Annotated in this window: 18 protein-coding genes; 3 read left to right on the top strand and 15 right to left on the bottom strand. The window is 40.0% G+C overall.

Annotated features, from left to right (window positions below):
* On the bottom strand, positions 1-324 hold a 324-nt coding region (locus BGC07_RS22815), incomplete at its 3' end, for a phage neck terminator protein (RefSeq protein WP_235603485.1).
* Between the two features lie 30 nt (positions 325-354).
* Here BGC07_RS22815 and BGC07_RS18145 point away from each other — a divergent pair.
* Entirely contained in the window at positions 355-573 is a 219-nt protein-coding gene (locus BGC07_RS18145) for a hypothetical protein (RefSeq protein ID WP_069314472.1), read from the top strand.
* On the opposite strand, the gene BGC07_RS18140 is transcribed toward BGC07_RS18145, so the two are convergent.
* The 8 genes from BGC07_RS18140 to BGC07_RS18105 all read right to left on the bottom strand — a co-directional run bounded on the left by BGC07_RS18140 (position 557) and on the right by BGC07_RS18105 (position 5,481).
* Complete coding sequence (locus BGC07_RS18140) at positions 557-889, bottom strand: hypothetical protein (RefSeq protein ID WP_069314471.1); 333 nt, start codon at positions 887-889, stop codon at positions 557-559. The genes BGC07_RS18145 and BGC07_RS18140 overlap by 17 nt on opposite strands.
* A gap of 72 nt (positions 890-961) precedes the next feature.
* Positions 962-1,549: a hypothetical protein gene (locus tag BGC07_RS18135; RefSeq protein WP_069314470.1), complete on the bottom strand. Its 588-nt coding sequence runs from the start codon at positions 1,547-1,549 to the stop codon at positions 962-964.
* A gap of 152 nt (positions 1,550-1,701) precedes the next feature.
* Positions 1,702-2,175 carry a hypothetical protein gene (locus BGC07_RS18130; protein WP_069314469.1) on the bottom strand — a complete coding sequence of 158 codons (474 nt, stop codon included), beginning with the start codon at positions 2,173-2,175 and terminating at the stop codon, positions 1,702-1,704.
* Complete coding sequence (locus BGC07_RS18125) at positions 2,159-2,575, bottom strand: hypothetical protein (protein ID WP_069314468.1); 417 nt, start codon at positions 2,573-2,575, stop codon at positions 2,159-2,161. The genes BGC07_RS18130 and BGC07_RS18125 overlap by 17 nt, the downstream gene beginning before the upstream one ends.
* 193 nt (positions 2,576-2,768) lie before the next feature.
* Positions 2,769-3,830 carry a hypothetical protein gene (locus BGC07_RS18115; protein WP_069314466.1) on the bottom strand — a complete coding sequence of 354 codons (1,062 nt, stop codon included), beginning with the start codon at positions 3,828-3,830 and terminating at the stop codon, positions 2,769-2,771.
* Positions 3,831-3,881: 51 nt separating this feature from the next.
* Entirely contained in the window at positions 3,882-4,103 is a 222-nt protein-coding gene (locus BGC07_RS18110) for a capsid cement protein (RefSeq protein ID WP_394332147.1), read from the bottom strand.
* A gap of 6 nt (positions 4,104-4,109) precedes the next feature.
* Positions 4,110-4,262: a hypothetical protein gene (locus BGC07_RS20965; protein ID WP_158007023.1), complete on the bottom strand. Its 153-nt coding sequence runs from the start codon at positions 4,260-4,262 to the stop codon at positions 4,110-4,112.
* Positions 4,263-4,320: 58 nt separating this feature from the next.
* Positions 4,321-5,481 carry a head maturation protease, ClpP-related gene (locus tag BGC07_RS18105; RefSeq protein ID WP_077217057.1) on the bottom strand — a complete coding sequence of 387 codons (1,161 nt, stop codon included), beginning with the start codon at positions 5,479-5,481 and terminating at the stop codon, positions 4,321-4,323.
* Positions 5,482-5,558: 77 nt separating this feature from the next.
* On the opposite strand from BGC07_RS18105, the gene BGC07_RS18100 reads away from it, so the two are divergent.
* The gene (locus BGC07_RS18100) at positions 5,559-5,768 is read left to right on the top strand and encodes a hypothetical protein (protein WP_069314463.1); all 210 of its coding nucleotides are present in this window, start codon (positions 5,559-5,561) and stop codon (positions 5,766-5,768) included.
* Here BGC07_RS18100 and BGC07_RS18095 read toward each other — a convergent pair.
* Entirely contained in the window at positions 5,765-6,628 is an 864-nt protein-coding gene (locus tag BGC07_RS18095) for a phage minor head protein (RefSeq protein ID WP_069314462.1), read from the bottom strand. The two genes, BGC07_RS18100 and BGC07_RS18095, sit on opposite strands and share 4 nt — an antisense overlap.
* Positions 6,618-7,943, bottom strand: coding sequence for a phage portal protein family protein (locus BGC07_RS18090; RefSeq protein ID WP_069314461.1), 1,326 nt, complete (start codon positions 7,941-7,943; stop codon positions 6,618-6,620). The genes BGC07_RS18095 and BGC07_RS18090 overlap by 11 nt, the downstream gene beginning before the upstream one ends.
* A gap of 104 nt (positions 7,944-8,047) precedes the next feature.
* Here BGC07_RS18090 and BGC07_RS18085 point away from each other — a divergent pair, with 104 nt between their 5' ends.
* Positions 8,048-8,602, top strand: coding sequence for a hypothetical protein (locus BGC07_RS18085; RefSeq protein WP_069314460.1), 555 nt, complete (start codon positions 8,048-8,050; stop codon positions 8,600-8,602).
* Positions 8,603-8,687: 85 nt separating this feature from the next.
* Here the strand turns inward: BGC07_RS18085 and BGC07_RS18080 are convergent, their stop codons facing one another.
* From BGC07_RS18080 to BGC07_RS18065, 4 genes are all read right to left on the bottom strand, one after another.
* Positions 8,688-9,302 carry a hypothetical protein gene (locus BGC07_RS18080; protein WP_069314459.1) on the bottom strand — a complete coding sequence of 205 codons (615 nt, stop codon included), beginning with the start codon at positions 9,300-9,302 and terminating at the stop codon, positions 8,688-8,690.
* Positions 9,303-9,490: 188 nt separating this feature from the next.
* Complete coding sequence (locus BGC07_RS18075) at positions 9,491-10,123, bottom strand: hypothetical protein (RefSeq protein WP_069314458.1); 633 nt, start codon at positions 10,121-10,123, stop codon at positions 9,491-9,493.
* A 93-nt stretch (positions 10,124-10,216) separates the two neighbouring features.
* On the bottom strand, positions 10,217-10,741 hold the full coding sequence (locus BGC07_RS18070; RefSeq protein WP_235603488.1) for a phage terminase large subunit family protein: 525 nt from the start codon (positions 10,739-10,741) through the stop codon (positions 10,217-10,219).
* A 25-nt stretch (positions 10,742-10,766) separates the two neighbouring features.
* Positions 10,767-11,099: terminase large subunit domain-containing protein (locus tag BGC07_RS18065; protein WP_201258198.1), on the bottom strand; the 333-nt coding region annotated here is incomplete at its 5' end.

The following is an 11,099-nucleotide window of genomic DNA, read 5'->3' as shown; positions in this document are numbered from 1 at the left end:
CCCACATTTAAAAAATTTAAGCCCTTGGCCAGCGAGTTTATTTTTTTGGCTGGCCAGCCGAAAAGTTGAAGCTAGTTGTGTTGCTCGTGTTTCTGAATCTGGGCCTAAAGCTTCAATTAAAAATATGAGCTCATACAGTTGCGTGACTTGCACACCTTCATCGCATGGGGATTCATTGGGTTGGCCAACCATTTTTGAATTGTAATAACGCAGTGAGGTGAACTGATCTAGTCTTAAGTTACTTTGATAGCCGAGTACAAGGGTTTCATTAGTTTCGGTTTTAAGGGTATTGAGTAGAGCTTTCTGCAGGTTTGCTATATTCATAAGTAATATGACTTTAAATTTAGAGATATTATGAAATATTCAGAAAAAGGTTCAGAGTCTCACCGTAGCTTCGAAATAAGTTACATAATAACTCTTCAAGAAAACAAGAAATATACAGCCTATGGGGGATATGCTGGCCCAAGCCTATCACTGTGCAATACTTATACATCACCTGGTTATTTTGATACGATAAGAGAAGCTAAGGAACAATTTCTAAGAGAAATGAAAGCAATTATTGACAATCTATAGCTGTACAAATCACCTCCCAATGGCTGCTATAGGGTTTTACATCGACAACATCAAATTGCTTATCATTAAAAAGAACTCTGTCAGGTGGTCGATTTGTGCCGATGTCAGCCCCATAGATTTCTTGTTCTGAAAATATTTCTATCGCTGTCTTGCGATTAAAGGCGGTTGGATCATGTTTTAAATGGTCGCTATAAGGCAAGACAACGGCATCAACATCGAAAGTTTTGTCGATTACATCACTAACAATTCCGTCGATAATTTCTTGCTCTGGTTTATAGCGTGTCACGGTGATTGCTTTTTTGGGCAGGTAAAACATTTTTCTTCTTTATTAGAAAGTATATAAAAGTAGCCTCAAAAGAGGCTTTTTTTAGGTGATTTTGGGGCAAAGTTAGGAAAGCGATGGAGTGAAGCTTGCCTCTTCATTGTTAAGTTTAGCGCTAGAGCTCATTAATAATGTTGCATTTCTAGCTATTCCTTCACGCGTAAGTATTTTTTGTTCATCTTTTTGTGTTCCGTTGAAATCTTTTGGGTAATTACGAAGAGTGTTTGCAAAATCTTCAGCTACCCGACCTAAGCTGCGTGATATTGAACCTGTAGTTGTATTTGTGTGCAATTGTATGTTCGTACCTAAGGTATCATTTAATAAATCAGTAATGTCTTCTGTGAGTGAACCCTTGGTTCCTTCAAGTTCCTTCAAAAAATTTATTAATCTAATACAACACTCCATAGCGTTACATTTTATATATTCCATTTTATCAATATTTGCCAATTCACAATCGTAATCATCATCAGTTTCAAAGTGAACCTCTGGAGTTGCTACTCCACCAAAAAGGTTAATAAGTGTACGAGCTTGAGTTTGTTGATTATGATTACCAAACATATTAGGTTTGGGGTGTTCCCTTAAGTACTTTAGAGCCAATTCTTGTATCTTTTGTGGTGTGAGAGAGCAAAAAACAGCATACTTTGATTCTTTCATCAATGCATATCCTTTCTTTAAAAATTAATGTCTTCAGTGCGATATATATTATCGCCAAATATGTAAATATATAGTATGTTTTATGTAAATTAATCAAATAGATAGTTATTGTTACAATGGTGGGGCAAACATTTTAAGAAAACAGAGTGATATTACCCGACTCTATAGCTCACGTTGGCACGCATGTTGCCGAGATCGATCAAAGGTTTATCTGAGCCTTTTTTAGCGATTGTAGATTTTTTATTTTCTTCAAAATCTCCGCTTGTTGTTGTAATTTTTGTATCGCTCACCATAATTTCACCCAATCGGTTTAATTGAGTAGAAATGCTGCTTTTATTTCTAATGACCTTACCTAGTCTTATTGCAAGGTGGCGCTTATAAAAGCCATGAGCTTCTAAGTTCTGTTGCATAAATGGCCTTTCTGGAATCCTTTTCTTTTTATCGCCAAATTCATTGAGCCTTGCTATGGCCGCGATCGTAATTGGTTCTTTTTCCCCGTCTTTACTTTCTTCTTCTTTACCATCAAAAAAGCCGACTCTGAGTTGATGAGTGGGTAATTTTCTTACCGTCTTCTCAAAATTTTTAAGAAGTTTATCGTCGATTTTGACTTCAAAATTGGCGGTCATTAAACATCCCTCGAATGAATCTAGGCTGATTAATTGTAGGGTCAGAGCGATACTTCACATCGTCAGCCTTATTAATCCCCCCAGCATAAAAAGCACCTACACCTAGGCTAGAGCTTGCGCGGCTTCTAATCTTTTCAGCGAGCTTTAAATATTGCTCTGACTTCTGGGAGAGGTCTTGCCTTAATCCTCCTGCATCTTGATCTGGCATCCGTGAAAATTGACCTGCAATGTTCTCACAACATGCCGCCGCCGCTTGATCTGTGCTTTTGTATTGATCAAGAGTGAAATTTATTTCTTCATCTTGTAATAGCTGTTCTTTCTCATCAGTATCGCCAATCAAGTAACGAATTTGAAAAAGAGGGGAAGCTTGTAGTTGAGAAACATCATAGGACCAACTCATTTTTTACCCTTCTTTTTGTGATAATCAATTTTGCCAGCCATAAATAAACATCTGAGTTGCCTTCGACTCAGCAATTCTTTTTTTATTTTCTGGCCTTTTTTGTAGTGTTTGCCTCCAAGAAGGAGGCCGAAAGCAGTTGAGGCGCAAAACTCTAGCGCCTCATTAAATTCTGTGTAATCGCGCATAGTAACTCCTATGCGGCTTTCTTCGTTTGGTCTTTGGGAGCTGCTAGAGCTACTTTTTCACCAATACAATTAGTTAATAAGACACCCATATCAGGGCATGTGACTTTATTCACAAAGCAAGATTGGATCTCAATAATATCAGAGTGAGTTTCTTCATTTCTGAACTTTAAGATTCTGTGACCCTTTTTAGCACCATATAATCCTTTCCATTGGAAAGTACGGCAAGCGGTTGCAATACGGCTATTAGTTGCGGCCTTGCTCTTGTATTGCAAAAGCATAGAGTCGTTGTTGATGAATTTTAAGTCTGGATTATCACTGGCTTTTTCTGCTTCGATATTTTGAGTTGCATTCATGATTTTGATCTCATCAACTTCCAGTAACTCAGCGATAGCTTGGGCGCTGACATACGATGCACCCCCCTTTGTTGCGCCGTTGTACTTCACACGGTCAATAATTTCCTCATTATTTTTTAAGGCCGTAAAGACGCGGCGAGGCATCGTTAATGAGTTGGGCCTAAATCCGCCTGTTTTTTCTTCCGTGTTATCAAGGATATTGTTCATTGTTTCAATCGGGGTTGAGTTTGCTTGATTGAATTGAATAAATTGATTTGAGTTAGGCGTACCGCTTGCGATTCCCTCCATCTCTGTCGCCCATACGCCAGGCTGGAAGTAATCAGAACAGGCTTTCTTTTCTTTAAATAAGAGCATTTGCTGGGTTAAAAACAGCGATGTATTTTTATCAAGTTCAAAAACGCTGTCTGCATTGGCCCGATCTTCATCAGTAATGCGAGACAAAAGCGCATACTGCTCGCACTTAAATAGGTCTTTACTGAAATCAAAATTCGCTTCGGCAGCAACTGTGCCAGGGGAGCGTTTTTGCATTTGTGAGCGCGTCCAGCTTGAACGGTTATAAACGATATATTCATCAGAGGTATGGGGCACAGGCAAAATAGGTGAGATTGAGCCATGCACATAATTTTGATTGGTATTTACTTCACAAACACTTGCGGAGGTGAGCACAGTGTTAACGTGAGCATCTGATTTAGTAATGGGTCTTGATTTAATTGGCATTGTTTATCCTATACAAAAAGAGAGTGATGGAAAAAGAAGGAAATAGTCAGCTTAAGACGATGGTGGCTTAGGAATTGCGTAACCATTAGGAATAAGCATCACGCCGATAATGTCGCCCGCTTCATTTGCAGACTCAATCGCCTTGCCAATTGCCGTATCGCCTTCTCCGGCTTGTGCGATTTGGCCGCTGGTTGAGACTTTTACATAGTTTCCGGCGGTAATTGCTGCACTGGCAATCATTTTTGCAATGCCTGTGATCATGACATCGCACACCGCACCTTACTCTGGATTATTCTGCAAAACGCCATCAGAAAGACCTCCTGCGGTCGCAAGTGCATAGCCTGTTTTAGTGTAATTTACTGCGGCAAAACGATAGTCGCTTAAATCAGTCGCCGCAGGAAGCACACCGATGTTATAGCCTTTTAAAAACATAAAGACTCCTGAGATTATTAATTGAAATTGAGGAAGGAGTAAGAAGTAGAGAGAAGAGTTAGCTTTCGAGGGGTAAAACTTTGCTCATTTCTGCGTACATGCTTTCGTCCATGTTTGCGATAATCGCTTCATCTTCGCAAGCGCCATCACTTACAGACTTCTTCACTTTCGCTTGGAACTGCCCTTGCTTGCCTGTTAATTTAGCCTCGCCTGAGAAGCCCTGTGCCTGGAAAAGTCCTTTTTGTTCTGCTTTGTAGACATTTGACGCTCGTTCTAACGCCTGAACTGTGTTTGCGTAGGTGTCAGGGTGACTATCATGTAAGTTCATGAGTGTTTTAGCGTCTATCTCTTGACCGCATGCACTAAACTCTTTTGCTTTGGCCTCAAAGGTTGCAAGTCTGCGCTCATTATCACGGTCTTGTAGCTGCTTAATCATTGCGCTTTGGTTTTGGATAAGGGCTTTAAAAGAGCTAACATCATCAAGCTTTTCTTCGGTTTTAGGTTTTATATCCGGCTGTTGCATAGAAGCCAAAAAAGCCTTTGTTTCCTCATCATCTTTCAATTCTTCAAGCAGTGCTTTAAATTCTGCAAATTTACCCATAGGTTTTGTTTCCTCTTGTTTAGGTGGGTTAAGTAGGGCTTGTGGAACGTTTTTATAACCGAATTCGTCAGGGTTGATTGAGGCTTGGATGTTAGAGCCTTCTATAATTTCATCAGCAAAGCCGAGGTCTATTGCCGCCTTTGCATCTATCCAAGTCTCACGATCTAGCATTTCATCGACTTTTTCTTCGGGCAGGCCAGTTTTCTCGCAATAGCCATTAATCATGCTTTTGCTTAGGCTTCCCAGCGTTTCAGACAATGATTTAAAGTGCTTCGCATTCCCTTGTTTTGTGGTGTAAGGGTGGTGGATCATCAAATAAGCATTCTTCGCCATTTTGGTTTTGCTCGCAGACACCGCAAGCAGACTTGCCATTGATGCTGCGACAACCTCAACCGTTGCTACACAACGATCTCCAAGCTCTTTAATGCAATCGACCATTGCAGAGCCTTCCATGACATCGCCGCCTCTGGAATTGATCATTAAATTGACCTTGTGGTCTTTGGGTATGGATTTTATCTTTTGGATAAAGTCTTTGGCGTTGCCGGATCCGATGTTGCCATAGACCATGACATCGGTTTGTTTGTTTGATTTGGCTAGGAAGTTGAAGTACTTTGACATTTGACAGCCTTTCTTAAGGTTTGGATTTTAATGTTTTTGATGTATGATGAATAATCATATAATTTTTGGGGTTTACTATGACTGGCAACAGCTTTAATATCGCAGCTTTATTCAAAGCTCAAAAAGACTTGGAATACAACATACAAAACATGTCTCCTAAAGATTATGAGACCTATACAGGTATGCTTAAAGAGCAAGGCAGTGACTTACTTCCATTCGTCCTTAAAGTCAGAGAAGACTTGAATAAGGAAAATGATAATAGCCCTACACCCTTTAGAATGCCTTAGTTTTTCGGCTTTAAAACAACGGTACACCTGCAATTAGGATGTGTCTCAGGCGGATGATAAACCGCCCGACCGTCCCCTGTAGTAAACGGTTGGTCAACTAAAACGGTTTGCTTGTTCATCGGCCTACAAATAAATTTAGATACCCTTGAGTCATCGCAAGTAAGCCACTGCTTTTTGCTGTTTGGCGAGATAATTTGCTTACTTACCATATCGGACCACATCGCTTCTCTACCTGCATGAATTGCGAAGCTTGATTCAGTGCGTGCAATCATAAGCGAGCGATAGTTAAGCTTTTTGTTGTATTCGGTAAGAATCATCTTGTCTAAAACATCAGGCTTTATCTCTTTTTCTAGCAGATTATCAATGAATTTATTCATCGCGCCTTGCTGTGGTCGATTTAATCCGACTAGGCTTTTAATCCGCGCTGACATCACCCTGACATGCTCGCCACTGGTATAGCCCTCACTCACTTGTGTGGCTATTGCTTCTTTTGTATCGTACGATACAAGCGTTACAAGCTCTGCTGTGCGGTCTTTAATAATTTGTTGCACATAATCATTGAGCATATTAAGCGGTGGCGTTTTCTTTTCTAAATATTCCGGTAAGGCAAGACGAGCATTATCCGCCCCTGCTTTCACTGCGGTTTGCTCTACACTTTGAAGCGTCGATAATTCAGCGACTAAATAGCTGTAGCCCACTGCATCAAGTACCTGCTGCAAATCCCCTTTTTTAATCGCTTTATTTAAAGCGCTGGCACTAGTGTGCGTGTGGGCTGCGGTGACTGCCGATAAGAACGCTTCTTTAAAGCTGGGCTTTGTTTGATCTATCAGTGCGTTTGTAGAAAGTGGCTTATTTTCCATCAATTTCTTTTGAAGCAGGTAAATTTAAAGATTCTCTTACGGTTTCCTCTAAGTTTTCATCCGGTGAGATCACACCAATCGGCACAAGCTGAGATAGCGCAGTTGCAAGCTCAGCCACGTCAACCTCTTTTACTTCTTCATAGTCGAGTGTTGGCAGTTCTTCGGCAAGATCACCATTTAAATCAAACAAGCGCGGTATTGCATGCGAATTAAACACGCCTTTGATCATGTCGAGATAAGCGGTGATACTGTCTTTTAGCAGTTCGATTTTATTCTCAGCATGGCTTGAGGTTCCAACGGCAGTTTTACCGATTTGTTGAAATTCGGTCATCATCGTTTGAGAAATAGAATAAGCGTAACGATTAATCGGTCCGGATAGATCAACGTTAGTGTTACCCTGACACGACATTAATTCGGCATTAAAAAGCTTATTACCGTTCTGATCATATTGCTGTGGCATGATCAAATAAGAAGACTCATTTTGTCTGACGTTCGCGCCAAGCTCTTCTAAATGATTCACCACCGCTTTTTGATCTGTAGAGGCAGATGTACTTAAGTAGTCCGGTGGAATCTCAAACTTAAGAAGGCCGACCAGGTTGCGCTCTATGCCGATGGCTTCGACGTTTTCTAGGTTCTTCTTGTAGTACCAAGGCTTATAGGCGTTGCGTAAAATGCTACGCCCTTCGGGATTACCTTTTTTGCTCGTGGTCCGAAACAATAAAACGCGGTTAATATCGACTTCACACTGCTTGCCAGAGGTCGGCGACATCTGCAAGAAGCCTTGTAACTCCTCGGTATCCTCATCAAAAATCCACTCGATAATAGTGTCTTGCGAGCGTGTTTCTAAGTCATGCCAGCCGATTTTATTATCGTTGTATTGTGAAGGTCGTTTTCCTCTGCGGCCTTGACGTACTTTATAGACTGGCTCATGGATGCTAAAACCAAAGGGCAAAAAGTCGAGTATTTCACTAATCACCTCAGCCCAGGGCTTGCACAAGTCATTGCGGCATTCTTCAAGAAAATTTGCTCTTGCTTCGTCTTGAGCACTGACACCTGCGGCGATGACTTTCCACTTTACTTTGCGTATTAATAGCTCGATGGCAAGTAATGCCGCGCCTACTGTGTCGTCGTTATCCTTCATCTCCTTATATATAGTGATGCCATCGGGAAATTGGAGCTGTGTTAAAAACTCCTCTGTGACTCTGCCGCCGACTTCTCGAAGTCCAGTGAATCCTTGAGGCGCTGGGGGAGTTTGGAGCTTAGCGTCGATTTTGTGAGGTGTCAGGGTACTTTTTAGCTTGGATAAGAATTTCATTTACTATCATCGGCCTATAAATAAATGGATATATATTCGTTGAAAAGAATCGGAGCTTATGTTTAAAATGCTGTCTATAAATTGAAAAATAGAGATCATCCAAAATGATATTAGATTCCAACAGGAAAATTAAAAACTTAAAACAAATCAAAAAGTTTCTTGAGTCAGATGAAGGCCAGAAATATCTACAAAGTTTTTTAGACTCTCCTGTAGGCAAAGAACTATTAGAAGACCCAAACATTAAAATGTTTACGGATAGCATTCTAAATAAACCAGAAAATAACGGTAACAATCGACAAAACAGCATCAACACAACTACTGACGCTCCTGATGACGATGGCTACTTCAGCGACGAAGATTACAACCAAAAGCAGCAGAAGAAAAAAGAACAAAACCTCGACGAGGCTAATGGTGAGCAAAATCAAGACTTCTTGGAGAGTCAAGATGGTCTAGATTTCTTGAAAAAATTCTTCAACTCCGAAGATGGGAAGCAATTTAATCAAGAAATGTATGGTGTAAAGGACTTTGATCCAAACGCTTCAGCTCAAGGTGAATTTAATACATCCACAGAGTTCTCTGATGCAGCGAATGCAGCAATAGATGCAGAAAAAGCTGCTCAATCAGAAGAAAGTATGGAGATGGCCATGGCAATGCTTTAATGATTATACCCTCAACAACTAGATTCTTAACCGCGTGGGCTTCAAAAATTAAATTCATTGTTAATCGCAGCGATATAATCACTTTCTATATAATAGAGGGTGAAGACATTTGAGTCTTATCATTTTCTGTACTAGCGATAGTTTTTGTATAAAACAAACATGATTCTTGATTGCTTAATTTTTGCACATAACTATTCTTCACATAAGCCGAGTTATTCTCAATAAAAGAGTTTAAATATTCTGATGCATTAGCACCACTCAATGGTTCTGATGATAGCTCACTATTTAAAACTTCTAGAGATAATAAACACCTTCCAGTTAATGGGTCAAAAACTCTAGCCTCTTTGAATAAGTTAAACCGACCTCCTGCAAAACTAAGAGCGACTCTCTTCCTTACATTTTCGAGTTGAGCTTCGCTAATTTCAACTTCGGCTATTTGAATGTGAGTGAATCTATTCTTGTTAAGCTGTTCCTTGATATTTTTGTCCTGAGGATTTTGCTTTAATTCAAGACCCCAGCTTTTTGCAATATACTTTTTACCTGTTCTGTTATCCTGAGCTTCCAAGGAGCCTTCAATTTGAACTCTCCTATTTGGTGCAAGCTCTATCGTTGTTTTACGTTCATGATCAAACATAACTAAATGCCCAGGATCATTTTTTTTATCTCTATTTATCCAGGCTTGAAATTGAATTTTTGGCATAGTACATCTTTATATTTAAAAATTATTAATCTTTCGGTTGTTCGCTTTTTCCGGTTTGGAAGAAGGGAGAACAAGAGCGAGGAAGATCCCCTTCGCTTACACTATTTTTTTGACGTTCGATTTCTTTACATTTCTTTTATAAAGTTACTTTCGATAAGATCCGTTATCGAAAGTAACGCACAAATCAGCTATAAAGTGGGAGTATGGAACAAAGTTTTCACAGCGTTTACAACTTTATCTTGTACAGCGAAAAATAAACATGCGGGAGTGCTTTTCTGAGCACTCTGGGTCTGAGGGTTTTGCGCAGTTAAACGTGGGGCACCTAAACCACCATCCTCATGTAGTTGTTTTCTAAGAGCTTCTTCATTATCTTTTACTTGCTGATCTAGGTATCTTTTCGCAAGATGATGCTGCTGACCTTTTGCATATTCAACAATATCCGCAAGATTAGACCGAGTAGGATTATTAGGGTTGCTATCACTTACTTCAGAATCAGGCATCCCCCCCTCAGTGGTTTTACGCGATTCATTTAGTTTCGCTACTTCAAATTTTATTTTTTGAGAAAGGTCACTATTTTTTTTCGATGCTTCTAAAATAAATTTCCAACCTTTCCCTTTATGTCCACCTTTATATCCACTTTGATCTTCGTCTGGATTAAAAGATGAAAAGTGTTGTGCTAAAATTTTTTCTTCATGTGCCTTAATTAGAATTTCTGCTTTATCATCCTGAAGACCGGAAAGGAACGCAGTTACTTGATAAATATCAAATCCGTATTCTTTCATTAATACAGGAAGTAGTTTCTTTGACAATTCTTCTTTCATTTGCTTCAAACCATTTTTTAAACAAAAAATTAAATAATTCTTAATCTATCTATAATTCACCCACTCCATAACTGTAATACCACTGAAAATCACTCAAAACCCAAACGGATTCGGCCGATAACTTTTCTCAGCCAGCCCTCTAAAGTTAATACCACCCAAGTCGGGAACGTCCATGCTGTCGATCATTAGCTCAGTAAAGGCCCATACCAACGCATCCAACCGGTCGGGTGATTTTTCATCGTTCGGGGTCCAGGTACAGAGTTGATCTTCTAGCGTTGGAAAAGCTCCTAAATGATAGCATTTACCTTGTGTATAAAGATTTGCGACAGGTTCGGCACGAATGACTTTGCCACGCGTTGCATGCACTTTTTTATACGGTATATTCTTATCCACAGAGCGCAACAGACTTTCTATTAAATCTCCGCCGTTGTTAACCTCGCCGACAATTAAATCGGCATTCCACTTCTTATATAAAGAAACAGCCAGCTCGCACCATTCAAGCGGTGGTAAGGTGTCACTCGCATCTTCAAGCAAATAACCTTTTCCTTCGCGATCAATTGCAGCAACAACAAGACCACATTCGTCGCTTTCTTCGGTCGATGTAACAGACGGGTCAATGGCAACAACAATGCGCTGAAAGTATTCAGGGCCCTCTTTTAATCGTTTGCTGATCTAATCCCTTACGGGTCCATAGTGCGCCTGCCGTGTCGTCTAATATCTCAGCCTCTAACTCCTGCCTTCCTAAGCGTGTACCCTCATACTTATCTTTCATCTTTTTAGTGAATTTAGATGATAGATTTTTAGAATTATCAAACGTCGAACCACCAGTAATAACTGTGGTTTTTTCCTTCAAAATATCTTTTACAAGCTTTCTAGGCTTAGGTGTTGTCGTGACTAGCACACGATTATCATTCCCCAAACGTACGCAATATTGCAGTATGTCCCAGGTGTCAACGTCCAAACGCCAAGCGGCTAA

Origin of the sequence: Piscirickettsia litoralis, assembly GCF_001720395.1 — a bacterium.
GTDB classification, from domain to species: Bacteria; Pseudomonadota; Gammaproteobacteria; order Piscirickettsiales; family Piscirickettsiaceae; genus Piscirickettsia; species Piscirickettsia litoralis.
Note: the sequence above shows the minus strand (reverse complement) of the source record. Positions and strands in the feature narration are given on the sequence as shown.

Coding starts and splice junctions, on each gene's coding strand:
- BGC07_RS18115 (WP_069314466.1), bottom strand. CDS start 3,830: ATGCCAATTAAATCAAGACCCATTACTAAATCAGATGCTCACGTTAAC.
- BGC07_RS18145 (WP_069314472.1), top strand. CDS start 355: ATGAAATATTCAGAAAAAGGTTCAGAGTCTCACCGTAGCTTCGAAATA.
- BGC07_RS18105 (WP_077217057.1), bottom strand. CDS start 5,481: ATGTCAAAGTACTTCAACTTCCTAGCCAAATCAAACAAACAAACCGAT.
- BGC07_RS18135 (WP_069314470.1), bottom strand. CDS start 1,549: ATGAAAGAATCAAAGTATGCTGTTTTTTGCTCTCTCACACCACAAAAG.
- BGC07_RS18085 (WP_069314460.1), top strand. CDS start 8,048: ATGATATTAGATTCCAACAGGAAAATTAAAAACTTAAAACAAATCAAA.
- BGC07_RS18095 (WP_069314462.1), bottom strand. CDS start 6,628: ATGGAAAATAAGCCACTTTCTACAAACGCACTGATAGATCAAACAAAG.
- BGC07_RS18140 (WP_069314471.1), bottom strand. CDS start 889: ATGTTTTACCTGCCCAAAAAAGCAATCACCGTGACACGCTATAAACCA.
- BGC07_RS20965 (WP_158007023.1), bottom strand. CDS start 4,262: ATGTTTTTAAAAGGCTATAACATCGGTGTGCTTCCTGCGGCGACTGAT.
- BGC07_RS18100 (WP_069314463.1), top strand. CDS start 5,559: ATGACTGGCAACAGCTTTAATATCGCAGCTTTATTCAAAGCTCAAAAA.
- BGC07_RS18125 (WP_069314468.1), bottom strand. CDS start 2,575: ATGAGTTGGTCCTATGATGTTTCTCAACTACAAGCTTCCCCTCTTTTT.
- BGC07_RS18080 (WP_069314459.1), bottom strand. CDS start 9,302: ATGCCAAAAATTCAATTTCAAGCCTGGATAAATAGAGATAAAAAAAAT.
- BGC07_RS18075 (WP_069314458.1), bottom strand. CDS start 10,123: ATGAAAGAAGAATTGTCAAAGAAACTACTTCCTGTATTAATGAAAGAA.
- BGC07_RS18090 (WP_069314461.1), bottom strand. CDS start 7,943: ATGAAATTCTTATCCAAGCTAAAAAGTACCCTGACACCTCACAAAATC.
- BGC07_RS18130 (WP_069314469.1), bottom strand. CDS start 2,175: ATGACCGCCAATTTTGAAGTCAAAATCGACGATAAACTTCTTAAAAAT.